The sequence below is a fragment of the Sphingobium sp. GW456-12-10-14-TSB1 genome (genome assembly GCF_059424385.1).
In genome coordinates, this window is the sequence record NZ_JBWKZI010000001.1 from 3206286 (window position 1) to 3230306 (window position 24021).

Consider the following 24021-nt stretch of genomic DNA (forward strand, 5'->3'; position numbering starts at 1 on the left):
TTGCTTCAAAAGGCAGGGAGATGCCAGCCTGCGCTGGCATGACGGACAAAATCATGATCGTCATGCCAATGAAGGCTGGAATGTCACTTACTCTTTGAAACCCGACCTCAATGCGCGGCGCCCCAACTTGGCCCCGTGCCGATTTCCACGCCCAACGGCACGCTCAGTTTTACGATCGGCTCGGCGGCGCTTTCCATGACGCGGCGGATCACCGCGCTGGCGGCGTCCACATCGTCCTCCGGCAGTTCGAACACCAGTTCGTCATGCACTTGCAGCAGCATCCTGACGCCCGGCAGCCCCGCTGCCTCCAGCGCCGGTTCCATGCGCGCCATCGCCCGTTTGATGATGTCGGCGCTGGTCCCCTGGATCGGTGCGTTGATCGCGGCGCGTTCGGCGCCCTGCCGTTCGTGCTGGATCGATGCGCGGATGCGCGGGAACCAGGTTTTTCGCCCGAATAAAGTCTCGGTATAGCCGCGCTCCCGCGCCTTCTCGATCGTTTCGTTGATATAGATGCTGATGCCGGGGAAGCGCTCATAATATTTGGCGATCATCTCCTGCGCCTCGTCCGCGCTGATCTCCAGCCGTCCGGCCAGTCCCCAGCGGGAAATGCCGTAGAGGATCGCGAAGTTGATCGTCTTAGCCCGCCCGCGCGTGTCGCGGTTGACCTCGCCAAACAGCTCCTTGGCGGTCGCCGCGTGAATATCCTCGCCCGCCGCGAACGCCTCTTTCAGCGCAGGCACGTCGGCCATATGCGCGGCCAGCCGCAATTCGATCTGGCTATAGTCCGCCGCCAATATGACATTGCTTGGTTCCGCGACAAAGGCGTGGCGGATCTGCCGCCCGACTTCGGTGCGGATCGGGATATTTTGCAGGTTGGGATCGGTCGAGGAAAGCCGTCCGGTCTGCGCCCCGGTCAGCGAGTAACTGGTGTGGACCCGGCCTGTATCCTTGTTGATCTGGGCTTGCAGCGCGTCGGTATAGGTGGATTTCAGTTTGGAAAGCTGACGCCATTCCAATATTTTGCTGGCGATCGGCGCGCCTTGCGCGGCCAGTTGCTCAAGGATGGTGACGTCGGTGGAATAGGCACCCGACTTGCCCTTCTTGCCGCCCTTATAGCCCATCTTGTCGAACAGGATCGCGCCCAGTTGCTGGGTCGATCCGATCGCGAAGGGTTGCCCGGCCAGTTCGTGAATCTCCGTCTCCAGCGCGGCGATGCCAGCGGTAAATTCGCCCGACAGCCGCGCCAGATGCTCGCGGTCCACCTTGATCCCGCGATGCTCCATCCGCGCGATCACCGGCACCAGCGGACGGTCGACCAGTTCATAGACGCGGTTTGCGCCTTCATTGGCTACCCGCGTCTTGAACAGCTTCCACAGGCGCAGCGTCACGTCCGCATCCTCGGCGGCATAGGCGGTCGCCTTGTCCAGCGGCACTTCTGCAAAGCTGATCTGGCTCTTGCCGGTGCCGACCACCTCCTTGAAGCTGATACACTCATGATTGAGGTGCGTGCGTGCTGCCTCATCCATGCCGTGGCCCGACAGGCTTTGACCGGCATCCAGGTCGAAGCTCATGACGATCGTGTCGTCGAACGGCGTGACGGCGATGTCGTGCCGCCGCAGCACGGTCATGTCATATTTCAGATTTTGCCCCACTTTCAGGACTGCATCATCCTCCAGCAGCGGTTTGAGCTTCGCCAGCACGGTCGCCAGCGGCAATTGCTCCGGCTTTTCGGCAAACATGTCGCGCCCCCCATGGCCGATCGGGATATAGCAGGCCTTGTTGGGGCCGGTCGCCAGGCTCACGCCAACCAACTGGCAGGACACGCAATCGAGCATGTCGGTTTCGGTATCGACCGCGACGATCCCTTCCGCCGTCGCCTGTGCGATCCAGCGGTCGAGCGCTTCTTCGCTGACGACGGTTTCATACAGGCTGCGGTCGATCGCCGTTTCCTGCGGCGCGACCGGGGTGGCGACGGGTTCCGGCACGCCGGAGGCAACCGCGGCCACCGCGACGGCGGCGGCTGCGGCGCCCAGCCGGTTGAGCAGCGTCTTGAAGCCGTGATGCGTCAGGAAATCCTGCAACGGCTCCTTGGGAATACCCTTGAGCGCCAGATCCTCCAACGGTTCGGGCAGATCCATACTGTCGTGCAGCGCCACCAGCCGCCGCGACAGGCGCGCCATGTCGGCATGGGCGATCAGATTTTCCTGCATTTTGGACTTCTTCATCGCCGGCGCTGCCTCCAGCGCCGCTTCCAGCCCGCCATATTCGACGATCAGCTTGGCCGCCGTCTTGGGGCCGATGCCCGGCACACCCGGCACATTGTCCACGCTGTCGCCCATCAGCGCGAGCACGTCGCCAAGTTGCTCTGGCTGTACGCCGAATTTGCCGACGACATAATCGGCCCCGCGCCGTTCATTCTTCATCGTATCATACATGTCGACGCCCGGCTGGATCAGCTGCATCAGATCCTTGTCCGAACTCACGATGGTGACATGCCATCCCGCCGCAATCGCCGCCCTGGTATAGCTGGCGATCAGGTCGTCCGCTTCATATCCCGCCTCCTCGATACAGGGGAGGGAGAAGGCGCGGGTCGCGTCCCGAATCATCGGGAATTGCGGGACCAGATCTTCGGGCGCGGGCGGGCGGTTCGCCTTATACTGGTCGTACATATCGTTGCGGAAGGTGTGCGACCCCTTGTCCAAGATCACCGCCATATGCGTTGGTCCTTCCGCCTTGCCCAGTTCCTCCGCCAGTTTCCACAGCATCGTCGTATAGCCATAGACAGCGCCGACCGGCTGGCCATGCTGGTTGGTGAGCGGCGGGAGCTGGTGATAGGCGCGAAAAATATAGCCGCTGCCATCGACGAGATAGAGGTGATTCTGGGTCATGGGGAAGGGGGATAGCGGGTTACGCATCCTCCCTCCAGTCGTCAGGTCGACAGAAAGCTCGGCGACCGGACCCGATCGATCGAACCGCGCGTCACCGGCGCGCGCCCTTATCTCATTTCGGCTCGTGGTTCGCCGCGACGGCCTTTGCCACAGCCTGCATCAGCGCCCAGCGTTCCGGGATGGAGACGGTGGTGCTGCCGATCATCACGGCGACCGCGTAGCTGGTGCCATCAGGCGCAGTCATGATGCCGACATCATTATATCCGGTGGAGCGTGGCGGCAGATCCTGGCCGGTTCCGGTCTTGTGCAGATAGGACCAGCCCGGCGGCACCCCGCCCTTGATCCGCTGCGGCCCGGTCTTGGCTTCCGACATGATCGACAGCAGCAGGCGGGAGGATGCGGACGATAGCATATCGCCCTGTTTCAGCCTTGCCAGCGCCTGGACGATCGCGGCGGGCGCCGCCCCATCGGGCGGGCTGGCGAGGTAATTGTCCAGCGCCTTCACCCGCGCCGCCATCGGTACCCGCGCGCGGGCAGTGTAGAAGTTGCGGCCGATCGCATAATCCTGCCGCCAGTCGAGCCCCGCCGTCGCCGATTGCAGCAGCCTTTCGCCCGGACCAAAGCGGATGTCCTTGATCATCCGCCGCGCCAGAAAGCCGCGCACCGCATCCGGCCCGCCGACCGCGCGCAGCAGCGTGTCGTTGGCGGTGTTGTCGCTTTGCGTCATGGCCCGGCGCATCAGGTCGGAATAGCTGGTGGTCCAGCCTTTGGTCCCGACCATCGCGGCGGTCGGCTGGTGAAACAGGGTCAGGTCGTTGCGGGTGATGGTCGTTGTGTCCGCCAGGCGCAGCTTGCCCCGGTCGACAGCGTCCAGGAACGTCATCGCGACCCAAAGTTTGGACACGCTCTGTTGCGGAAACAGCGCATTGCCATTCCATGCCACGGTCCAGTCCGCGCCGATCCTGCGAACGGCGATGCCCACCTTGCCCCGGAAACTTTGCCCCAGATTGCGCACGACGCTGACCAGCGCGGGGGAGGGCGTTTCGGTCTGGTCGATGTCCCTGTAGGGCAGCGGCGGGTTGGCGACCTTGCGGATCGGCCAGGTGTTGGTCGTGGGCTGCACGCCCTTGGGCGCGGCGGCGGCAGCCTGCGCCGGGCGCGGTTCGGGGGCGCTTACGCAAGCGAACAGCGCCGCCATCAACAGGACCAGGCGCGCAGAACCGCCCCGGCTATCATTCGATCTCATTCCATTCCCCGCACTCTGCAAGTGCCATTTAGGGTCAGCCGCCAGGTTGGCGGGCAAGGCCGATGCGACGAATGATTCCACAAATGCGATGTAAGGAGGCTTAACGGGGAACCGGTACGAAACCGCTTCCGCTCAGTTGCGGTTAAGCGGCGCAGCGGCAATAGGGCGGCATGATGGACAATGGCATGGACAGGCGGGCGCTGCTCGGCGGGATGCTCGCGGCGAGCGGCCTGATGTGGGGCGGTACGGCGCAAGCTGCGCCCTTTACCTCGCGCCGGATCGCGGTGACGGTACGGGGGGCGGGGCGGGACGTGCTGCTGATCCCCGGCCTTGCCAGTGGTCCGGGCATCTGGAACGGGGTGCTGGGCGCGATGCCGGGCTATCGCTTCCATCTGGTTCAGGTGCGCGGCTTTGCAGGGTTGGCGGCGGATGCCAATGCCAGCGGCCCGCTGGTTCAGCCGCTGGCCGACGAAATTGCCCGCTACATCACGGTCTCTGGCCTGAAGCGCCCGGCGATCGTGGGTCATTCGATGGGCGGCACGCTGGCGATGATGGTGGGGCTGAAGGGCGTGGCTGGCCGGGCAATGGTGGTCGACATGCTGCCAGCCGGGGCGGCGATGGTCGGCGGCACTGCCAGCGGCCTTGGCTTTCTGGCGGACCAGCTTGGCGGCTACCTGACCGGGACAGTCGCGGGGCGACGCTATCTGGCGCAGATTGTGGGCCACGCGCCCGGCGCCAGAGGCAGCGATCCCGAAGTCATCGCCAACGCCTTGCGCGATCTGGCGAATATCGATCTTGGCCCGCAACTCGCGCGCCTCTCTATCCCGCTTGAGATAGTCTATGCGGTCGGCGCGGACCGGGAGCAGGCAGCGGTCATCACCAGCCGGTTCCGCAGCGCCTATGCCCCCAAGAAAGATGCCGTGCTGCGCGCCATTGGCCCCAGCGGTCATATGGTGATGGCGGATCAGCCTGCACGCTTTCAGGCGGCACTCGGTGCTTTCCTCAAGGATATTTGATAGGCGTCAAAGCGTGGTGCGAGCGACAGGGCTAGGGCGGAAATCGGATGCGCTTCCAGCGTCTCCCTCCTCCACCTTGAGGCGCGGCGCCGACCCGGCGACCGCGCCATTTTTTTTACGGCGTCAGCACCGTGTCGACCGCCTTTTCCAGCATGTCGGGATAATCGAGGGTATAATGCAATCCCCGGCTTTCCTTGCGATGAAGTGCGGAGCGCACGACCAGCCGGGCGACTTCCAGCAGATTGCGTAATTCGATCAGGTCCGGGGTGACGCGGAAATTGCCGTAATAATCATCGACCTCCTGCGCCAGCAGGGCGACGCGGTGCTGGGCGCGTTCCAGCCGCTTGGTGGTGCGGACGATGCCGACATAATCCCACATGAAACGACGTATCTCTTTCCAGTTATGCTGGACGATGACTTCTTCGTCACTGTTGGTCACGCGGCTTTCGTCCCATGGCCGGATGGGCGGGGGGGCGGGCAATTCGTCCCAGTGATGGCGGATATGTTTGGCGGCGGCTTCGCCGAACACGAAACATTCGAGCAGCGAGTTGGACGCGAGGCGATTGGCGCCATGGAGGCCGCTTTCGGTCACTTCGCCGGCGGCATAGAGACCCGGCAGGTCGGTGCGGCCATCCAGGTCGATCACCACGCCGCCGCAGGTATAATGTTGCGCGGGGACGACCGGAATCGGCTCCTTGGTAATGTCGATGTCCAGGTCCAGCAGCCGGGCATAGATGGTCGGGAAATGCTGCCGCACAAACTCCGGCGGCTTGTGGCTGATGTCGAGATGGACATAATCGAGGCCCAGCCGCTTGATTTCATGGTCAATGGCGCGGGCCACCACGTCACGCGGGGCCAGTTCCTCGCGCGGGTCGAATCGCGGCATGAAGCGCTCGCCGCCGCCGGGTACGCCGGGCGGCAGTTTCAGATGCCCGCCTTCGCCGCGCACCGCTTCGGTGATCAGGAAATTCTTGACCTCCAGATTATAGAGGCAGGTCGGGTGGAACTGGTTCATTTCCATGTTCGACACGCGGCAACCCGCACGCCAGGCCATGGCGATGCCGTCGCCGGTTGCGCCGCGCGGGGCAGTGGAGAAAAGATAAGTGCGGCCCGCGCCCCCGGTGCACAGGATCGTCGCCTTGCCCAGCAGCGCATCGACATGCTTGGTCTTCTTGTTGAAGGCATAGACGCCCCAGACATGGCCATCGCCCGAATAGCGCTCGCCATGCCGGGAGGTGATGAGGTCGATCGCGATCAGATCGTCGATCAGGGTGATGTTGGGATTGGCGCGGGCGGCCTTCAGCAGGGCGACCTGCACCGCATGGCCGGTGGCATCATCGACATGGACGATGCGGCGATGGCTGTGCCCGCCCTCGCGTGTCAGGTGCCAGCGATCGCCGAAATCCTCACCTGCGTTGAACGGAACGCCGAGTTTGGCAAGGCGCTCGATCGCGGCAGGCGCTTCGGACACGACGAACTCGACCGTGGCGCGATCATTGAGGCCAGCGCCCGCGACCATCGTATCTTCGACATGCGCCTCGAAACTGTCACCGGCGTCGAGTACGGCGGCAATGCCGCCCTGCGCCCAGTTGGTCGACCCGCCGTCCAGCGCGCCCTTGGCCAGCACCAGCACCTTGCGATCCTGCGCGAGGTTGATGGCGGCCGTCAGCCCCGCAGCGCCGGAGCCGATGATGATGACGTCGTGGGTGGTTGTGGGCATTATATGGTCTTGCTGCTTCTTATTTACTCCCCTCCCGCAGGCGGGAGGGGGTGGGGGTGGGCCTGCGCAAGGGTCGTTTTGATATGCGACACCACGCCTTCGAGGTTTGTCATCACATCGCGATTAGAAATGCGCAAGATTTGGAAACCGAGGGAATGGCAATAAGCATCACGCCGAATGTCATGATTGACGCTTTGATCGTGACTGGTGCCGTCAAGTTCGATGACGAATTTCAATTCTCGACAGAGAAAATCAGCGAAATAAGGCCCGATCGGCATTTGGCGACTGAATTTGTGGCCAAGTTTTCGTCCTTTCAAGCATTGCCAAAGCAATTGCTCCGGGGTGGTGGCGCTATGGCGCAATGCCTTGGCGCGAAGGGTGGCGCGGTGCTTGAAAGGTCGTGTTTGCCCACCCCCTAGCCCCCTCCCGCTTGCGGGAGGGGGGACAAGATGGGCTTCGTCGTTCACGCCGCCGCCGTCAGATTGAGGAACACATCCTCCAGATCCGGGTCGCGCGTCACGACGTCGACAATCGCCAGGCCGCTGGCCTGCACGGCGCTGAGCACCTGGCCCGCATTGGCGCGGTCCTTGAGGTAGGTGATGGTCAGCGTGCGGTCGCCCGATCGTTCGACCTTCTCGAAACAGGGAGCGTCGGGCGGGGTTGTAATGTCGCGGTCCACGGTCACCTGCACCACCTTTTCCTGCGCCATGTCGACCAGTTCACGGGTCGGCTTGTCGGCGATCAGGCGGCCATGGTTGATGATGCCGATGCGGTCGCACAGCTCCTCGGCCTCTTCCAGATAATGGGTCGTCAAGACGATGGTGACGCCCAGCGCATTGAGTTCGCGCACATAGGCCCAGAGTTGCTGGCGCAATTGCACGTCGACGCCCGCGGTCGGCTCATCGAGCACCAGGATCGGGGGGGAATGGACCATCGCCTTGGCCACCAGCAGGCGACGCTTCATGCCGCCCGACAATGTGCGGGCATAGGCGTGCGCCTTGTCCTCCAGATGAACGGCACGCAGCAATTCCATCGATCGGCGCTGACCCTTGGGCACGCCATAATAGCCGGCCTGATTTTCCAGCGTCTCGAAGGGCGTGAAGAAGGGGTCGAACACGATTTCCTGCGGCACGATGCCGATGGAGTTTTTCGCGTTGCGCGGATTGACGTCCGTGTCGAAGCCCCAGATGCGCGCGGTGCCCGACGTCTTGTTGACCATGCCCGCCAGGATATTGATCGTCGTCGATTTGCCCGCGCCATTGGGGCCGAGCAGACCGTAAATCTGGCCGCGCGGGATCGACAGGTTCATGCCGTCGAGCGCGCGCTTGCCGCCCTTGTAGATTTTGGTGAGATTGCGGATCTCGATGGCGGCCTCTGGGGCGGATGCGGGCGTGTCGGTCATGGCTCCACTCTATGGTGATCCGGCCGGGCAAAGGGAAGGGGTCAGAATTCGTCCGCAATGTCCATGAGGCCAAGCAACTTGCGCGGGGCGACCTGACGCCAGCTTTCGCGCAGCCGTTGCGCCACATGGTCCCAGTCCGTGTCGCCCAGGTCCAGCCGGATGCCGACCCATTCATTGCCGAAATAGGCGGGGCGGTAATAGCGGGCCGGATCGGCTTCGATCAGGCTGGCCTGTTCTTCGGGCGCGGTGGTTTTGACCAGCAGGGCAATGATGCCGTCGCCATGATGGTCGCGGGTGAAATAGGCGAATTTCTTGCCCTTGACGATGCCGAAGCAGGGCATGCCGTGCGAAACAATCTCGTCCGCCTGCGGCAGGGCCAGCGCGCTTTCACGGACCTTGTTGAGCAGCCAGTCGGGCTGGCGCTCGCGGGTGACGAAATCGGCCAGCGTGCGGGAATAGAGCTGATGTTCGGCGATGAGGATGCGGGCGGCCAGGCTGTCGGCGGTGTCGCCGGGCAGGATCGCCACGGCGGTCTGGCCCAGCACCGGGCCATCGTCCAGTTCGGCGGTGACGATATGGACCGAGCAACCGGCATGGCTGTCGCCCGCGTCGATGGCGCGCTGGTGGGTGTCCAGCCCCTTATATTTGGGCAGCAGGCTGGGGTGGATGTTGAGCATCCGGCCTTCCCAACCCGACACGAATTCGGGCGACAACAGGCGCATATAGCCTGCCAGCGCAACATATTGCGCGCCCGCCGCGCGCAGCTTTGCGTCGATGATCCGGTCGAATTCGGCGCGCTTATGGCCTTTATGGCTCTGGCCGAAGGTGGGGATGCCCTCCGCAGCGGCCAGCGTCAGGCCAGCGGCATCGGGATCGTTGGCGGCGACCAGTACGATCTCATAGGGGCAGCTTTCCGCCTTGGCCGCATAGAGCAGCGCCGCCATGTTGGACCCGCGACCGGAGATCAGGACGCCGACTTTTGCCTTTTGCATAACAACATCCGTTCGGTTCGAGCGAAGTCGAGAACCCTGGCGCGACCGTTTCTCGACTTCGCTCGAAACGAACGGAGGGGGTGATTTTAGCCTAGATGCGTGGCGCGCCAGTCGGCCTTGCCGCTCCATGTCTCGACCGAGCCGCGGACGGTGCAGCCCTTCTCGCCCGCCTGCACTTCGCCGATGCGATGGACGGTCTCGCCCGCGGCTTCGAGCGCGGTGGTGACGCCTGCGACATGGCCTTCTTCGACGCTCAGCACCATGCCGATGCCGCAGTTGAAGGTCCGCGCCATTTCGCCCGGTTCGATATGACCCTGCGCCTGGAGGAAGGCCATCAGGCGCGGCTGGTCCCATGCGTCGGCATCGACCATCGCATGGCAGCCGTCGGGCAGGACGCGCGGGATATTTTCCAGCAGTCCGCCGCCGGTGATGTGGGCCAGCGCATTGATCATCCCGGCGCGGACCAGGGGCAGCAGGCTTTTCACATAGATTTTGGTGGGCGCCATCAGCGCGTCGATCAGCAAAATATCCTGATCGAAAATGGCGGGGCGGTCGAGCTTCCAGCCCTTGTCGGCGGCAAGGCGGCGGACCAGCGAGAAACCGTTGGAATGGACGCCGGAGGATGCCAGGCCCAACAGCACGTCGCCGACCTTGACCCGATTGCCGGTCAGCGCCTTCTGCCGTTCGACCGCGCCGACGCAGAAGCCCGCCAGATCATAGTCGCCCGGCCCGTACATGCCGGGCATTTCGGCGGTTTCGCCGCCAATCAGCGCGCAACCGGCGATCCGGCACCCCTCGGCTATCCCGGCGATGACACGTTCGGCGACGCCGCTCTCCAGCTTGCCGGTGGCATAATAGTCGAGGAAGAAAAGCGGCTCGGCCCCCTGGACGATCAGGTCGTTGGCGCACATGGCGACCAGGTCGATGCCCACGCCATCATGGCGATTATGGTCGATCGCAAGCTTCAATTTGGTGCCGACGCCGTCATTGGCCGCGACCAGCAGCGGATCGTCATAACCTGCGGCCTTCAGGTCGAAAAAGCCGCCAAATCCGCCAAGTTCGGCGTCTGCGCCAGGGCGGCGGGTCGCCTTGGCCAGCGGCGCGATGGCGCGGACGAGGGCGTTGCCCGCGGCGATGTCGACGCCAGCCTTGGCGTAGCTGTAGGATTCGTTCTCACTCATGGGGAGCGCCCTAGAGCAAAGGCGGGCAAAACGGAACCTTCGATCTTGGCGGCATCATTGCACATCCGTTCGCCCTGAGCGACGTCGAAGCGTTCCACCGAGCGTAGTGAGGTGCTTCACTGCGTTCAGCAGAGGGCTTCGACTTCGCTCAGCCCGAACGGTAGGGGTGAGGGGTCTTGAAGGTTGGCGCTTGGCATCCTGGGCAAATCCCGCCAAAAGGCGCTCGTGAGCCTGAGCCAGACCCTTAACCGCCTGCCGTTCCAGCCCGGCGCGCTGCTGCGCGCCGTGTCGCGCCCGGTCCAGATCCTCCTCGCCATCGCCATCGGCCTGATTGCCGCAGCGCTGTTTGCGCAGATGGAGGGGGAGCGGGGCGTCCCGCCGATCGCCAGTGGCGGCGATTTCGAGGTGCGCGGGGTCAAGGTCGATGTCGTGGCCAAGGATGCCGACAGCGCCCGCTATGCCGGGTGGCGGATGGCGCAGCGGCAGGCGTGGCGGATGCTGTGGACGCGCACCCATGGCGGCGGCGGCGCGCCGGCCCTGTCCGATTCGCAGATCGAGGCGATGGTTTCGGGCATAGAGATTGATTTCGAGCAGGCCGGACCGACCCGTTATGTCGCGACATTGGGCATATTGTTCGACCGGGCGCGTACCGGGCAATTGCTGGGCGTGTCGGGCAATGTCATGCGGTCGCCGCCGCTGCTGGTGATACCGGTTCTGTGGGATGGCGGATCTGCGGTGTCCTATGAACGGACCAACGAATGGCAGAAGGCCTGGGCGCGGTATCGCACCGGCGACAGCGCGATCGACTATGTGCGCGTGGCCGGGTCGGTCGCGGACCCGATATTGCTGACGGCCGGACAGACCGGGCGGCGCGGACGCCTGTGGTGGCGGGTGCTGCTCGACCAATATGGCGCGGCCGACGTGGTGATCCCGATCGCGCGGCTGGACCGCGCCTATCCCGGCGGCCCGGTGACCGGCACCTTCACCGCGCGCTATGGCCCGGACAACAGCCTGATCGGCAGCGTGACGCTGCGCGCGTCCAATGCCAGCGGCGTCGCGCAGATGCTGGACGAGGGCGCGCGGCGGATCGACGAAATGTATATCCGCGCGCTTAATGATGGCCGCCTGCGGCCCGACCCGTCGCTGATCATCGAGGAGCCGGTCGATCCTGACGCGCTGGCGATCGAGAATGCGACGGATACGGTGATCGAGACGGACGATCTGCCGACGGCGGCCAGCACGAGCGGCACCAGCAGTTTCGCGATCCAGTTCGACACGCCCGATGTCGGGTCGATCAGCGCGGGCGAATCGGCGGTGCGGGCGATCCCCGGCGTGCGGTCGGCATCGACCAGCAGCCTGGCGCTGGGCGGCACGTCGGTCATGCAGGTCAGCTTTGACGGCACGGTGGATATGCTGCGCAACGGGTTGCAGGCGCGCGGCTACACCGTCAGCGTATCAGGCACCACCCTGCGCATCGTGCGCAGGCAGGCGCCGCAGCCGACGCCTCCATCACAGCAATGAGCCAGATCAGCCTGCCTTTCGACTGGCAAGGCGCGGCCAGCGGCGGAGATTTTCTGGTCAGCGACGCCAATGCCCAGGCGGTCGCCCATCTGGAACGCTGGCGCGACTGGCCGCTGTCGGTGAGCGTGCTGACCGGGCCGCCCCTGTCGGGCCGATCGACGCTGGCGCGCCATTTCGCGCAGATGAGCGGTGGCAGCGTGATCGACGACGCGCAGGGAAAGGACGAACATGCGCTGTTCCATGCCTGGAACGAGGCGCAGACGAGCCGCCAGCCATTGCTGATGATCGGCCATGCGCCCCCCGCCAGCTGGACCGTGGCGCTGCCCGACCTGCGATCGCGGCTGGCCGCTGCGCCCCATGTCGCGATCGCCGAACCGGACGAGGCGCTGGCGCGCGCGCTGATCGAGCGCCAGTTGGGCGCGGCGGGGGCACGCTTCGCCGCCGACCTGCCCGACTGGCTGTTGCGCCGGATCGAGCGCAGCTATGGCGCAATCGCGGCGGTTACGCGGCTGCTCGACCAGGCGGCTTTGTCATCTGGCCGTAAGATTTCCATCTCAATGGCAAAAGACTGCCTGCAAGGCGCTGGCTATCTGCCTATAGTAGCGCCTGACCCTTCCCTCGATCCATGCGAGTGATCCCAGTGGCCGAAGCCGATCCCGCGACCAGCCTGACCCAGCCGATGGGTCGCTATTTCAACCGCGAGCTGTCCTGGCTGGCGTTCAACCAGCGCGTGCTGGAGGAGGCGATGAACCGCGCCCATCCGCTGCTGGAGCGGTTGCGCTTCCTGTCGATTTCCGGCGCCAATCTGGACGAATTCTTCTCCGTCCGGGTCGCGGGCCTCAAGGGCCAGCAGTTGCAGGACGTGGACATGTGTTCGGCCGACGGGCTGACCGCGGGGCAGCAATTGACGGCCATTGCGGCGGAAACCGACCGCCTGATGCAGGCGCAGCAGAAGGTGTGGGGCGTCGTCCATAGTGAGCTGGCGCAGGTGGGGATCGAAGTGGTCGGCCCGACCAGTCCGATCGATCCGCTGAGCGAAGCCTGGCTGCGGGACCATTTCCTGAACCAGATTTTCCCGATCCTGACGCCGCAGGCGCTGGACCCGGCCCATCCCTTTCCCTTCATCCCCAATCAGGGCTTGTCGATCGTCTTCGACCTGCAACGCCTGTCGGACAAGCAGCCGATCCGCGAGCTGGTGATGATCCCCGCCTCGCTTGCACGCTTTGTCCGCATTCCCGGCGAACCGGCGCGTTACATGGCGCTGGAGGCGGTGGTGCGGCGTTTTTCGGTGGATCTGTTCCCCGGATATATGGTGCGCAACAGCGGCGTGTTCCGCATCATCCGCGACAGCGACATCGAGATCGAGGAAGAGGCCGAGGATCTGGTCCGCCACTATCGCAGCGCGATCAAGCGCCGCCGCCGGGGCCGCGTCATCCGCATGGAGATAGAAGAGCGCATCCCCGAACCGGTCGAGGAGATGTTGCAGGACATGCTTCAGGGCCATGAGGCCGTAGTGGTCGAGGTGGAGGGGTTCATCGGCATCGGCGACCTGTCCGGCGTCGTCGAGGAGGATCGGCCCGACCTGAAATTCGAACCCTATGCGCCGCGCTTTCCCGAACGCATCCGCGAATATGGCGGCGATTGTTTCGCCGCGATCCGGGCGAAGGATATTGTCGTCCACCATCCCTATGAGGCGTTCGACGTCGTCGTCGCGTTTCTGAAGCAGGCGGCGGTCGATCCCGATGTGGTGGCGATCAAGCAGACGCTCTATCGCGCGGGCAAACAGTCCGCGATCATCCGCGCGCTGATCGACGCGGCGGAGGCGGGCAAGTCCGTGACCGCCGTGGTCGAATTGAAGGCGCGGTTCGACGAAGAGCAGAACCTGATGTGGGCCGACGCGCTGGAGCGGGCCGGCGTGCAGGTCGTCTACGGCTTCATCGACTGGAAAACCCACGCCAAAGTGTCGATGGTGATCCGGCGCGAGGGGGACCAGTTTCGCAGCTACTGCCATTTTGGCACCGGCAATTATCATCCGGTCACGGCCCGCATCTATACCGATCTGAGCTTCTTCACCGCCGATCCGGCCTTCAGCCGGGATGCCGCCGCGTTGTTCAACTATATCACCGGCTATGTTGAGCCGCAGGGGCTGGAAAAGCTGGTCATGTCGCCGCGCAGCCTGCGCGATCATCTGTGCGCGATGGTGGATGCCGAGATCGACCATGTCCGCGCCGGTCGCCCCGGCACCATCTGGGCCAAGATGAACAGCCTGGTCGACCCGGCGCTGATCGAAAAACTCTATGCCGCCAGCAATGCCGGGGTGCAGATCGACCTGATCGTGCGGGGCATCTGTTGCCTGCGCCCCGGCGTGCCGGGCATGTCGGAGCATATCCGGGTCAAGTCGGTGGTCGGCCGTTTTCTGGAGCATAGCCGCATTGCGGTGTTCGGCAATGGCAAGGCGCTGCCCAATAACGGCGCCAAAGTCTATATCAGTTCGGCCGACTGGATGCCGCGCAACTTCGACCGGCGCGTCGAATTCCTGGCCCCGATCGAAAATCCGACCGTGCATGACCAGATTTTGGACCAGGTGATGGTCGCCAATCTGATCGACAGCGAACAAAGCTGGACGCTCGACAGCACGGGGCATTACACCAGGCTCGATCCGGGCGACAAGCCGTTCAACCTGCACCGCTATTTCATGACGAACCCGTCCCTGTCGGGGCGCGGCGCGGCGCTGGACAATGAAGCGGTGCCGACATTGCGCCTGCGCGGGCGGACCTGAGCCTGATGAATTCCATGCTCAGCCGGGTCCGCGAAGCGGCGCATACGATGACGATGTCGGCGCAACCGACGACGGGTCGCACCGCGATCATCGACATTGGTTCCAACAGTGTGCGTCTGGTGGTGTATGACGGGCCGCGCCGCATCCCGTTCATCCTGTTCAACGAAAAGGTGATGGCAGGGCTGGGCGCGGCGCTGGCGCGGACCGGACAGATCGAGCCGGAACCGATGGAGCGCGGGCTGCGCGCGGCCGAACGCTTTGCCCATCTGTGCCGACAGATGAAGGTTGCCGATATTCGCTGCGTGGCGACCGCGGCGGTGCGGGACGCGACCAACGGGCCGGAATTCATCGCCCGCGCTGCCGCCATGGGGCTGACGGTGGAATTGCTGTCGGGCCGGCAGGAAGCGGTCGGCGCGGCGATGGGCGTGCTGTCGGGCATTCCGCACGCGGACGGCATCGTCGGCGATCTGGGCGGTGGCAGTCTGGAACTGGCGCGGATCAGGGATGGGCAGGTGCATGACACCATATCCCTGCCGCTGGGTGTGCTGCGCCTGCCGCAAATCCGCGCCAAGGGGCCAAGGTTGCTGGAACGGCAGGTGGCCAAGATGCTGGCCGATGCCGGGTGGCATCAGGCGCCTGACCTGCCATTCTACCTGGTCGGCGGGTCGTGGCGGGCGCTGGCGCGGTTCGACATGCAACTGACCCAGTTTCCGCTGCCGGTGGTGCATCAATATGAAATGCCCGCGACCCGCGCCGAGCAGCTGATCCGTATCGTGTCCCATGTCGATCGCGCGCGGTTGAAGGAAATTCCGGGCATGAGCGGGTCGCGCGTGCCGACGCTGGGCGATGCGGCGGCCTTGCTGTCGGTGGTCGTGCGCCAGTTGCGGTCGAGCCGTCTGGTCGTGTCCGCCTATGGCCTGCGCGAGGGATTGCTGTTCGAAGGGTTGCCGCCCGAAATTCGGGCGCATGATCCGCTGCTGGTCGCAGCCGAAGCGGAGGGGGAGGCGCAATCGCGGTTTCGCGGCCATGGCGACCGGATCGAGCGCTGGATCGCGCCCCTGTTCGCCGATGATGCGCCCGCCGCCCGCCGTATCCGCCGCGCTGCCTGCCTGCTGGCCGATGTCGGCTGGCGCGCCAATCCCGATTTCCGCGCCGAACGGGGCATGGAGATTGCGCTGCACAGCAATTGGGTGGGTATCACCGCGGCGGAGCGGGCGATGCTGGGGCAGGCGCTGTTCAGCCATTTTGGCGGTGGCACGGCGATCGCGCCGGGGCTGGAACGGCTCGCCAGTGCCGAGGCGCTGCGCCGCGCAATGCTGTGGGGGCTGGCGATCCGACTCGCGCAGCGCCTGTCCGGCGGGGTTGAGCGGCCGCTGACCCATACGCGGCTGACGTTGCGGGACGGGCTGTTGCTGCTGGAACTGGACAGCGACGATGTGGCGCTGGGTGGCGAAGTGGTGGAACGGCGGTTGCGGCATCTGGCACAGACGCTGGGCGTGAAATATCGGCTGGTGCGGGGTGACGGGTAGGGACTTCAACAGGTTCGTCATGCCAGTGGACGCGGGGATGACGGACCGAGCAACATGCCCGCACTGCCCACCTTCCCCTGCCGCGTAATCTTGGCTAAGCCCCGGCGATGACATCTTCTCCCGCGCCGCTCAGCCGATCGCTCTTTGGCTTTTCGATCTTTTATGGCGGCATGGTCTGCATTGCGGGCGTGCTGGGCAACAAGCAGGTGACGCTGGGGCCGGTATCGGCGATCGGGCCAGCATTGGGGCTGGGTCCGCTGGCGGTGGAGGCGGGGATTTTCGCCTTCCTGCTGCTGGTGACGATTTCCAGCGCGGTGGCCGAGCTTCATGGCCGCGCGGTGGCCAACCGGCTGGTGCAGATCGGCTTCCTGCCGCTGATTGCCTCTATCCTGCTGTCGGTCCTGGTCCTGGCGGCTCCCGCTGCGGGAGATATGGACCCGGCCCGCGCCCAAGCCTTTGCCATGATGATGGGCGGCACGCCGCGCATCTGGGCGGGCGGCATCATCGCCTATGGCGTGTCGCAGACATTGAACGTGACCCTGTTCGCGATGCTCAAGGGGCGGGAGGGCGGTCGCCTGCTGTGGCTGCGCGCGGCGGTGGCGAGCATCCTGTCGCAGATCGCCGACACGCTGCTGTTCGTGACCATCGCCTTTTATGGCGTCTTTCCGATCGGCGAACTGCTGCTGGGCCAGATGCTGGCCAAGGTCGTGCTGTCCGCATTACTGGTGCCGCCGGTCATTTATCTGCTGGTGGCGCTGGGGCGGCGGCTGGACCGCTGAGGGCGGCGGCAGTCGGCCCCGACAATGTGCGACAGTAAGCCGAACATATGCACGATAATGGCGGAAATGAATTAGTTAGCTAACTAATCGAATTGTAATGCGGCGTTGCGCGGTGTTGGGAGGCTTGGCTTCGATAGCTTCGACGGCGTCGGATGATGCCGGTTGGCGCGCGAAGCGAGCGGGCGCGCGTCGCTTCTTGCTCCTCGCCCGCTTTGCCCCTATGCGCCCGCGCATGACCAGTTCGCATGATCCCGTCCCGGCGCTGCTCGCCAAGGCTGAAACCCTCGTCGAGGCGCTGCCCTATATGCAGCGCTATGCGGGCAAGACCTTCGTCGTGAAATATGGCGGCCATGCGATGGGCGACCCGGAAGCGGCGCGCGATTTCGCCGAGGATGTCGTGCTGATGAAGGCGGTCGGCATCAATGTCGTCGTCGTCCATGGCGGTGGGCCGCAGATCGGCGCGATGCTCAAGAAGCTGGGCGTCGAATCGGAATTTATCGGCGGGCTGCGCGTAACGGACGCGGAAACCGCCAAGATCGCCGAAATGGTGCTGGCCGGTTCCATCAACAAGGAAATCGTCGGCTGGATCGCGGGCGCTGGTGGCCGGGCGGTCGGCATTTCCGGCAAGGATGGCGGGCTGGTCGTCTGCGAAAAGGTGCTGGGCAAGCGCGAGGCGGACCCCAATTCGGGGATCGAGCGCAATGTGGACCTTGGCTTTGTCGGCGATCCTGTGAAGGTCGACCGGCGTATCCTGGATACGCTGACGCAGGACGGCATCATTCCCGTCGTCGCGCCGGTTGGCATCGGCGCGGATGGCCATACCTATAATGTCAACGCCGACACGATGGCGGGCGCGATCGCGGCGGAACTGGGCGCGTCGCGCTTCTTCCTGCTGACCGACGTGGCGGGCGTGCTGGACAAGAACAAGAATCTGCTGACCGATCTTGATCCCGCCGCGATCGAGGTGCTGCAACAGGATGGCACGATCAGCGGCGGCATGATCCCGAAGCTGGAAACCTGCGTCAAGGCGGTCGAGGGCGGGGTGGACGCCGCGGTCATTCTGGACGGGCGGGTGCCGCATGCCATGCTGCTGGAAATCTTCACCAAGCGCGGCGCGGGCACGCTGATCCGCAAATAAGCCGTCGCCTGCACCCTGTCCGGAGAGCCGATCCATGTCGCTGACCAATCTTTTAGTCCCGACCTTCGTGCAGATGCTCAATCGTCTGTCCACCTGGCTGGAGAAGGCGGATGGTTCCACCGGCGATGCACTGCTGTCCGCGCGTCTGGCGCCCGACATGTTCCCCCTGTCGACGCAGATCCGCTTCGCCTGCGTGCAGGCGCAGGAAGCGATGTGTCGACTGAAGGGAGAGGATTTTCCGGATTCGCTGGGCGCGTTGCGCGATGAGGGGCGCAATGGGGCGGAGCATCCCGGTTCGATCGCGGATGCCAAGGGCCGGATCGCGCAGACCCTGACCTTGCTGGAGGGGCTCGCGCCCGACGCGCTGGATGCCGCAGTCGGGACGATGATTGCCCATGCGCTGCCCAACGGCATGATTTTCGATCTGTCCGCCGAGCAATATGCGCGCGACTGGGCGCTGCCCCAATTTTATTTTCACCTGATGACGGCCTATGCGATCCTGCGGGCCAATGGGGTGGAACTGGGCAAGGCGGACTATGTCGCGCACATGCTGCCCCATTTGCGGCCGGGAACGATGCCGACCGCCTGATCGCGGCATGTCCCGGCGCGGCGCACGCCCGGTCAGCATTGCGCCGATGCGATCATGCGCCGGTTCGGCCCGATACCCTATGTGCCTGTGATGCCCATGCCAGCCAGGAAAAAGCTTTCGGAAAGCGTGCGGCGATGCTTGTCCCCCGGCCATCGGACGGGGTAGAGAGAGGCAATATTTTTCGGAGACCTCATGGCCTACGCGCTTTATCAGATCATCGTCATCCTGCTCGACGTGCTGTGGTGGATCATCATCATTCAGGCCGTCATGAGCTGGCTGATCGCGTTCAACATCGTGAATATGGGCAGTGATTTCGTCCGGACCGTCATGACCGCGCTCGACCGGATGACCGCGCCCATCTACAATCCCATTCGCAAGGTCATGCCCGATCTGGGCGCTCTGGACCTTTCGCCGATGGTCGTGCTGCTGGCGATCCTGATCATCCGCCAGGCGGTGTTGCCGCCGCTGTTCGGGCTGGTGTGACGGTCTGGAGCCAGACGGGCGACGACCTGATCCTGGCCGTCCGGCTGACCCCCGGCGCATCGAAGGCCGCGATCGGCGGCATATGGACGGATGAAAAGGGCGCGCAATGGCTGTCCGCCCGCGTGACCGCCGTGCCGGAAAAAGGGCGGGCCAACGACGCGCTTGTCGCCCTGCTCAGCAAATATCTCGACTGGACCAAGGGGGCGATTTCGCTGGAATCGGGGGACAGCAACCGGCTAAAGCGGCTGCGTATCCGGGGCGGCGCACAGCCGCGCCTGATCGCCATCATAGAAGAACAGGTTGACGTGACATGACCATCGGCAAGATCATCGACGGCAAGGCTTTTGCGGCGGGGCTGCGCGACAAGGTGGCGGAGGGCGTGAGCGCTTTCGCCGCGCAGGCGGGGCGCAAGCCGGGCCTGGCCGTGGTGCTGGTGGGCGAAGACCCGGCCAGCGCAGTCTATGTGCGCAACAAGGGCAAGATGACGGTCGCCACCGGCATGGAAAGCTATGAGTTCAAGCGCCCGGCGAGCATCGGCGCGGACGATCTGCTCGACCTGATCGAGGAGCTGAACCATGACGAGCGGGTCGATGGCATATTGGTCCAGTTGCCGCTGCCCGATCATATCGACGAGAGCGCCGTTCTGGCCGCGATCGACCCGGCCAAGGATGTCGACGGGTTCCATGTCGTCAATGCCGGCAAGCTGGCGACGGGGCAGGAGGCGCTGGTCCCCTGCACGCCGCTGGGCTGCATCATGCTGCTGAAGGACGAACTGGGCGACCTGAGCGGCCTTGAAGCCGTCGTGGTGGGCCGGTCGAACATTGTCGGCAAGCCGATGGCGCAATTGCTGCTGGCGGAAAGCTGCACCGTGACAATCGCCCATAGCCGCACCCGCGACATTGCGAGCATCGTCCATCGCGCCGACATTGTCGTCGCTGCCGTGGGGCGGGCCGAAATGGTCAAGGGCGAATGGATCAAGCCCGGCGCGACGGTGATCGACGTGGGCATCAACCGGGTGGCCGATACCGAGGATGGCAAGAGCCGGATCGTGGGCGATGTCGCGACGGCCGAGGCGCTGGCCCATGTCCGCGCGATTACGCCGGTGCCGGGCGGCGTCGGGCCGATGACGATCGCGGTGCTGCTGCGCAATACGCTGGTCGCGGCCCATGCCCGCGCCGGGCTGGCGAAGCCCGACGGCCTGTGAGGGTGCGCCCGACGCTGCTGGCACCGCTGCTGGTTTTGGGCGCGGCGGTGCTGGTCGCGGCGAAACCGCCGATGCGCTTTCAGCCCGATCCCAGTTCCGTGATCGCCGCCGAAATCGCCTTTAGCCGGCTGGCGCAGGAGAAGGGGCAGTGGACCGCCTTTCGCGCCACGGCCGACGATGATGCAGTGATGTTCGTGCCGCAGCAGGTGTCGGCGAAGGCGTGGCTGAAGGGACGGGCCGATCCGCCCGCGTCGGTCAAATGGTCGCCATCCGTCGTCTATGTCTCCTGCAACGGCAATCTGGCCGCCAGCACCGGCAACTGGACCCGGCCCGATGGCGCGGTCGGTTATTTCACGACCATCTGGCGGCGCGACAAGAAGGGCGCCTGGAAGTGGATCGCCGATCATGGCGACACGCTGGCCAAGGCGCGCGAGGCGCCGGAATTTCTGAGCGGCAAGGTGGCGACATGCAAGCGGCCCGCGCGCGGCGAAGGCCCGCCGCAGGATGGCCCGCCAGCCGCAGGAAAGGACGCGCCGCTGCCCCCGCCCGACGAGAGCCTGCTCTGGTCGGCGCAGGTTGCGCCCGATGGCGGCCGCCGCGTCACGGTGCGGATGTGGAATGGCAGCGACTATGATATTGTGATCGACGACAGGGTAGGGGCGGCATCATGACCGAATTGTTCATTTCCGCCTTCGTCACCCTGTTCGTGGTGATCGACCCGCCCGGCTGCGCGCCCATCTATGCCAGCCTGACCGGCGGCGCGACGGTGGCGCAGCGCAAGGCGATGGCGATCCGCGCGGTCGGCATTGCCGCCGCGATCCTGCTGGTGTTCGCGCTATGGGGCAAGCAGTTGCTGGGCGTGCTGGGGATTGCGCTCGACAGTTTCCGTATCGCTGGCGGCATCATGCTGTTCATGATCGCGATGGACATGGTGTTCGAAAAGCGCACCCAGCGGCGCGAGGACCGGGCGCAGAAGATCAGCGCCGAAGAGCGGCATGTCGAGGATGTGTCGGTATTCCCGATGGCAATGCCGATGATCGCCGGGCCGGGATCGATCGCTACCGTCATGCTGCTGATGTCGCGCGCCGATGGCATGGGCGAACGGATGGTGGTGCTGGGCGCTGTCGTCGTGACGCTGATGCTGATGCTGGGCGCGTTGCTGGCGGCGGGGCCGCTGATGGCGCTGCTGGGTCACAGGATAGAGGCGGTGATCACCCGGCTGCTGGGCGTGCTGCTGGCCGCGCTGGCGGCGCAGTTCGTGATCGACGGGTTGAAGGCGAGTTTTTGAGGATAGGGGGTGGGGCACGCCCCCACCCCCTATCCTCCCCTGAAAGGGAGGGGTTTATTGGGACTTAACCCCGCACGTCGGCTTCGGTGACGGGGGCGATCTTGATTTCCACGCGGCGGTTGGCGGCCTTGCCCTCTTCGGTCGCGTTGGACGCGATCGGCTGGGTTTCGCCATAGCCGCGCGTGCCGATGCGGGCGGACTGGACGCCGCGACCGATCAGATAGTCGGCGACGGAGCGGGCGCGCCGTTCCGACAGGGTCTGGTTATAGGCGTCCGACCCGTCGCTGTCGGTATGGCCGAGCACGTCGATATAGGTTTTGGGATATTGCGCCAGCACGCTCGCGACGTCGTTGAGCGTTGGCTGGAACTGGGGCTGCACATCGGCGCGGTCATAGCCGAAGGTGATGCCGGAGGGCATGCGCAGCAGCAGATTGTCGCCGTCGCGAATCACGTCGACGCCCGTGCCGGCGGTTTCTTCGCGCAGCTTGCGTTCCTGGGCGTCCATATAAGCGCCGACGCCCGCGCCCGCGATGGCGCCAATGCCAGCGCCCAGAATCTTTTCGGTCCGGTCATTGCGCCCGCCGACCAGATCGCCCAGCAGATAGCCGCCCAGCGCGCCGCCGATGCCGCCGATCGCGGCCTTGGAAATGGTGCGCTGACCGGTGTTGGGATCGGTCGTGCAGGCGGTGGTGGCCAGCATCGCGGCCAGGCCTGCCGCGCCGATGATGCGGTGAGAAATCTTCATGATCCTGATCCCTTGTCTTTCCTGAATCTCGTTTTGGCGCCCGTATGAGCCGAATAACCCCAAAATCACCGAGCTATGTGTTTGTTCCACAAGCGAACTGAACGGGCGATGATGGGGATGTTGTGCAATTGAAAGAATAACGGTTATAGGAGGTCGCTGACCGCCATGGCCACGATCCCCCTTCCCAATCCGACGCCCTTTCCCTGGGCCGATCTTTTCATCATTCTCGCCCTGGTGGCGTTGAACGGTATTTTCGCGATGTCGGAGCTTGCCATCGTATCGGCGCGCAAGCCGCGCTTGCAGGGGCTGGAGAAGGCCGGGCGCAAGGGCGCGGCGACGGCGTTGCGGCTGGCGAGCGATCCGGGCAAATTCCTGTCCACCGTGCAGATCGGCATCACCCTGATCGGCATTGTCGCTGGCGCCTATTCGGGCGCGAGCCTGGGCGGCCCGGTCGGCGAACGGCTCTATGCGCTGGGCCAGAATCTGGGCATAGGCCTGTCGTTCAATGCCGCGGAAAATCTGGGCTTTGCGCTGGTCATCGGTTTTACCACCTATGCATCGCTGATCATTGGCGAACTGGTGCCCAAGCAATTTGCGCTGCGCGCGCCCGAACCGATTGCGGTGATCATGGCCGGGCCAATGCTGTGGCTGTCCAAGGCGACCGCGCCGGTCGTGTGGGTGCTCGACGGGTCGAGCGCGCTGATCTTCAAGCTGTTGCGGATGAACCGCGAATCGGAACAGCATGTGACCGCCGAGGAGCTGCATCTGATCGTTGCCGAAGCCAGCCGGTCGGGCGTGATCGAGGAAAGCGAACGGGCGATCATTTCAGGCGTGGTGCGGCTGGCCGACCGACCGGTGCGCGAGGTGATGACGCAGCGCATGGACGTCGACTGGATCGACATTGCGGCGGATGACGCGACGATTCGCGCGCGATTGCTGGAAACGCCCCATACCCGGTTGCCGGTGGGCCGCGGATCGGTGGAGGATATTGTCGGCATCGTCCAGGCGCGCGACATTATGAGCGCGCTGTTCCGGGGCGAGACGCTGAATGTCGGCGCGCTGATGCGCAAGGCGGAGGTGGTGCCTGACCAGGTCGATGCGATGGACGCGCTGGAAGTGCTGCGCCGGTCGGACGTGCCGATGGTGATGGTCCATGACGAATATGGCCATTTCGAGGGGATCGTGACCCCGGCCGACCTGTTGTCGGCGATTGCGGGCCATTTCGCGTCCGATCGCGACGCCTATGACGAGCCTGACGTGGTGGAACGGGAGGATGGCAGCCTGCTGGTATCCGGGCAGATGCCGATCGACCAGCTGGCCGAGCGGATCGGCATCGGCCTGTCGGAGGACCGCGATTATGCGACCGTGGCGGGCCATGCGCTGTGGCTGCTCAAGCGCCTGCCGGAAGTCGGCGATTTCGTCGACGATCAGGGTTTCCGTTTCGAGATTGTCGATATGGACGGGCGCAAGATCGACAAAGTGCTGGTCGCAGAGCGCTGAGGCGCGCGGGACAATCGGTTG

The 24021-nt window shown here is 64.7% G+C and carries 22 protein-coding genes; 14 read left to right on the forward strand and 8 right to left on the reverse strand.

The genetic code is table 11. The annotated features are described in order from the left end of the window. Nucleotides 1-107: 107 nt before the first annotated feature. Together polA and AC07X9_RS15705 are read right to left on the reverse strand one after the other, a co-directional pair. A complete protein-coding gene (polA, locus tag AC07X9_RS15700) occupies nt 108-2888 on the reverse strand; it encodes a DNA polymerase I (protein WP_017183814.1) in 2781 nt (926 codons plus the stop codon). Between the two features lie 112 nt (nt 2889-3000). Next, on the reverse strand, nt 3001-4134 hold the full coding sequence (locus tag AC07X9_RS15705; RefSeq protein WP_017183815.1) for a serine hydrolase: 1134 nt from the start codon (nt 4132-4134) through the stop codon (nt 3001-3003). A gap of 170 nt (nt 4135-4304) precedes the next feature. Between AC07X9_RS15705 and AC07X9_RS15710 the strand changes: the two genes are divergently transcribed. Next, complete coding sequence (locus tag AC07X9_RS15710; protein WP_017183816.1) at nt 4305-5150, forward strand: alpha/beta fold hydrolase; 846 nt, start codon at nt 4305-4307, stop codon at nt 5148-5150. Nucleotides 5151-5265: 115 nt separating this feature from the next. Here AC07X9_RS15710 and nadB read toward each other — a convergent pair whose 3' ends face one another. The 5 genes from nadB to purM form a co-directional block, all read right to left on the reverse strand. Continuing rightward, a complete protein-coding gene (gene nadB / locus AC07X9_RS15715; protein WP_017183817.1) occupies nt 5266-6870 on the reverse strand; it encodes an L-aspartate oxidase in 1605 nt (534 codons plus the stop codon). 23 nt (nt 6871-6893) lie between these two features. Continuing rightward, on the reverse strand, nt 6894-7337 hold the full coding sequence (locus AC07X9_RS15720; protein WP_081490952.1) for an endonuclease domain-containing protein: 444 nt from the start codon (nt 7335-7337) through the stop codon (nt 6894-6896). Then, complete coding sequence (locus AC07X9_RS15725; RefSeq protein WP_017183819.1) at nt 7334-8272, reverse strand: ABC transporter ATP-binding protein; 939 nt, start codon at nt 8270-8272, stop codon at nt 7334-7336. Before AC07X9_RS15725 ends, AC07X9_RS15720 begins: the two co-directional genes overlap by 4 nt. Nucleotides 8273-8313: 41 nt before the next feature. Next, nucleotides 8314-9264 (reverse strand): phosphoribosylglycinamide formyltransferase, encoded by a 951-nt coding sequence (gene purN, locus AC07X9_RS15730; RefSeq protein WP_017183820.1) that lies wholly within the window; start codon nt 9262-9264, stop codon nt 8314-8316. Between the two features lie 86 nt (nt 9265-9350). After that, nucleotides 9351-10445 (reverse strand): phosphoribosylformylglycinamidine cyclo-ligase, encoded by a 1095-nt coding sequence (gene purM / locus AC07X9_RS15735; protein ID WP_017183821.1) that lies wholly within the window; start codon nt 10443-10445, stop codon nt 9351-9353. 225 nt (nt 10446-10670) lie between these two features. Here purM and AC07X9_RS15740 point away from each other — a divergent pair, with 225 nt between their 5' ends. The 12 genes from AC07X9_RS15740 (at nt 10671) to AC07X9_RS15795 (ending at nt 21755) form a co-directional block, all read left to right on the forward strand. After that, nucleotides 10671-11966, forward strand: a complete 1296-nt coding sequence (locus AC07X9_RS15740; protein WP_026002522.1) for a hypothetical protein — start codon at nt 10671-10673, stop codon at nt 11964-11966. Then, nucleotides 11963-12601, forward strand: a complete 639-nt coding sequence (locus AC07X9_RS15745) for a P-loop NTPase family protein (RefSeq protein ID WP_017183823.1) — start codon at nt 11963-11965, stop codon at nt 12599-12601. The genes AC07X9_RS15740 and AC07X9_RS15745 overlap by 4 nt, the downstream gene beginning before the upstream one ends. Before the next feature lie 5 nt (nt 12602-12606). Continuing rightward, on the forward strand, nt 12607-14745 hold the full coding sequence (locus AC07X9_RS15750) for an RNA degradosome polyphosphate kinase (protein WP_017183824.1): 2139 nt from the start codon (nt 12607-12609) through the stop codon (nt 14743-14745). A 5-nt stretch (nt 14746-14750) separates the two neighbouring features. Continuing rightward, nucleotides 14751-16274 carry a Ppx/GppA family phosphatase gene (locus AC07X9_RS15755; RefSeq protein WP_017183825.1) on the forward strand — a complete coding sequence of 508 codons (1524 nt, stop codon included), beginning with the start codon at nt 14751-14753 and terminating at the stop codon, nt 16272-16274. 107 nt (nt 16275-16381) lie between these two features. Beyond that, nucleotides 16382-17053 carry a queuosine precursor transporter gene (locus AC07X9_RS15760; RefSeq protein ID WP_017183826.1) on the forward strand — a complete coding sequence of 224 codons (672 nt, stop codon included), beginning with the start codon at nt 16382-16384 and terminating at the stop codon, nt 17051-17053. 220 nt (nt 17054-17273) lie between these two features. Beyond that, nucleotides 17274-18191, forward strand: coding sequence for an acetylglutamate kinase (argB, locus tag AC07X9_RS15765; RefSeq protein WP_019053099.1), 918 nt, complete (start codon nt 17274-17276; stop codon nt 18189-18191). A 34-nt stretch (nt 18192-18225) separates the two neighbouring features. Then, the gene (locus tag AC07X9_RS15770; RefSeq protein WP_017183828.1) at nt 18226-18780 is read left to right on the forward strand and encodes a DUF1993 domain-containing protein; all 555 of its coding nucleotides are present in this window, start codon (nt 18226-18228) and stop codon (nt 18778-18780) included. Nucleotides 18781-18972: 192 nt separating this feature from the next. Then, nucleotides 18973-19263 (forward strand): YggT family protein, encoded by a 291-nt coding sequence (locus AC07X9_RS15775; protein ID WP_017183829.1) that lies wholly within the window; start codon nt 18973-18975, stop codon nt 19261-19263. Beyond that, nucleotides 19260-19577 carry a DUF167 domain-containing protein gene (locus AC07X9_RS15780; RefSeq protein ID WP_017183830.1) on the forward strand — a complete coding sequence of 106 codons (318 nt, stop codon included), beginning with the start codon at nt 19260-19262 and terminating at the stop codon, nt 19575-19577. Before AC07X9_RS15775 ends, AC07X9_RS15780 begins: the two co-directional genes overlap by 4 nt. Beyond that, on the forward strand, nt 19574-20467 hold the full coding sequence (gene folD / locus AC07X9_RS15785; protein WP_017183831.1) for a bifunctional methylenetetrahydrofolate dehydrogenase/methenyltetrahydrofolate cyclohydrolase FolD: 894 nt from the start codon (nt 19574-19576) through the stop codon (nt 20465-20467). Before AC07X9_RS15780 ends, folD begins: the two co-directional genes overlap by 4 nt. Beyond that, nucleotides 20464-21138: a hypothetical protein gene (locus AC07X9_RS15790; RefSeq protein ID WP_017183832.1), complete on the forward strand. Its 675-nt coding sequence runs from the start codon at nt 20464-20466 to the stop codon at nt 21136-21138. Before folD ends, AC07X9_RS15790 begins: the two co-directional genes overlap by 4 nt. Then, a complete protein-coding gene (locus tag AC07X9_RS15795; protein ID WP_017183833.1) occupies nt 21135-21755 on the forward strand; it encodes a MarC family protein in 621 nt (206 codons plus the stop codon). Before AC07X9_RS15790 ends, AC07X9_RS15795 begins: the two co-directional genes overlap by 4 nt. A 64-nt stretch (nt 21756-21819) precedes the next feature. On the opposite strand, the gene AC07X9_RS15800 is transcribed toward AC07X9_RS15795, so the two are convergent. After that, nucleotides 21820-22500 (reverse strand): YiaD family glycine zipper/OmpA-like lipoprotein, encoded by a 681-nt coding sequence (locus AC07X9_RS15800; RefSeq protein ID WP_017183834.1) that lies wholly within the window; start codon nt 22498-22500, stop codon nt 21820-21822. A gap of 165 nt (nt 22501-22665) precedes the next feature. On the opposite strand from AC07X9_RS15800, the gene AC07X9_RS15805 reads away from it, so the two are divergent. Beyond that, a complete protein-coding gene (locus tag AC07X9_RS15805; protein WP_017183835.1) occupies nt 22666-24000 on the forward strand; it encodes a hemolysin family protein in 1335 nt (444 codons plus the stop codon). Nucleotides 24001-24021 lie beyond the last annotated feature (21 nt).

Bases quoted from the DNA above. Each gene is read 5' to 3' on its own strand.
- purM (WP_017183821.1), bottom strand. From the start codon at position 10,445: ATGAGTGAGAACGAATCCTACAGCTACGCCAAGGCTGGCGTCGACATC.
- AC07X9_RS15805 (WP_017183835.1), top strand. From the start codon at position 22,666: ATGGCCACGATCCCCCTTCCCAATCCGACGCCCTTTCCCTGGGCCGAT.
- AC07X9_RS15770 (WP_017183828.1), top strand. From the start codon at position 18,226: ATGTCGCTGACCAATCTTTTAGTCCCGACCTTCGTGCAGATGCTCAAT.
- AC07X9_RS15795 (WP_017183833.1), top strand. From the start codon at position 21,135: ATGACCGAATTGTTCATTTCCGCCTTCGTCACCCTGTTCGTGGTGATC.
- AC07X9_RS15745 (WP_017183823.1), top strand. From the start codon at position 11,963: ATGAGCCAGATCAGCCTGCCTTTCGACTGGCAAGGCGCGGCCAGCGGC.
- AC07X9_RS15760 (WP_017183826.1), top strand. From the start codon at position 16,382: ATGACATCTTCTCCCGCGCCGCTCAGCCGATCGCTCTTTGGCTTTTCG.
- purN (WP_017183820.1), bottom strand. From the start codon at position 9,264: ATGCAAAAGGCAAAAGTCGGCGTCCTGATCTCCGGTCGCGGGTCCAAC.
- AC07X9_RS15800 (WP_017183834.1), bottom strand. From the start codon at position 22,500: ATGAAGATTTCTCACCGCATCATCGGCGCGGCAGGCCTGGCCGCGATG.
- AC07X9_RS15755 (WP_017183825.1), top strand. From the start codon at position 14,751: ATGAATTCCATGCTCAGCCGGGTCCGCGAAGCGGCGCATACGATGACG.
- AC07X9_RS15725 (WP_017183819.1), bottom strand. From the start codon at position 8,272: ATGACCGACACGCCCGCATCCGCCCCAGAGGCCGCCATCGAGATCCGC.
- AC07X9_RS15705 (WP_017183815.1), bottom strand. From the start codon at position 4,134: ATGAGATCGAATGATAGCCGGGGCGGTTCTGCGCGCCTGGTCCTGTTG.
- folD (WP_017183831.1), top strand. From the start codon at position 19,574: ATGACCATCGGCAAGATCATCGACGGCAAGGCTTTTGCGGCGGGGCTG.
- argB (WP_019053099.1), top strand. From the start codon at position 17,274: ATGCGCCCGCGCATGACCAGTTCGCATGATCCCGTCCCGGCGCTGCTC.
- AC07X9_RS15710 (WP_017183816.1), top strand. From the start codon at position 4,305: ATGATGGACAATGGCATGGACAGGCGGGCGCTGCTCGGCGGGATGCTC.
- polA (WP_017183814.1), bottom strand. From the start codon at position 2,888: ATGACCCAGAATCACCTCTATCTCGTCGATGGCAGCGGCTATATTTTT.
- AC07X9_RS15775 (WP_017183829.1), top strand. From the start codon at position 18,973: ATGGCCTACGCGCTTTATCAGATCATCGTCATCCTGCTCGACGTGCTG.
- nadB (WP_017183817.1), bottom strand. From the start codon at position 6,870: ATGCCCACAACCACCCACGACGTCATCATCATCGGCTCCGGCGCTGCG.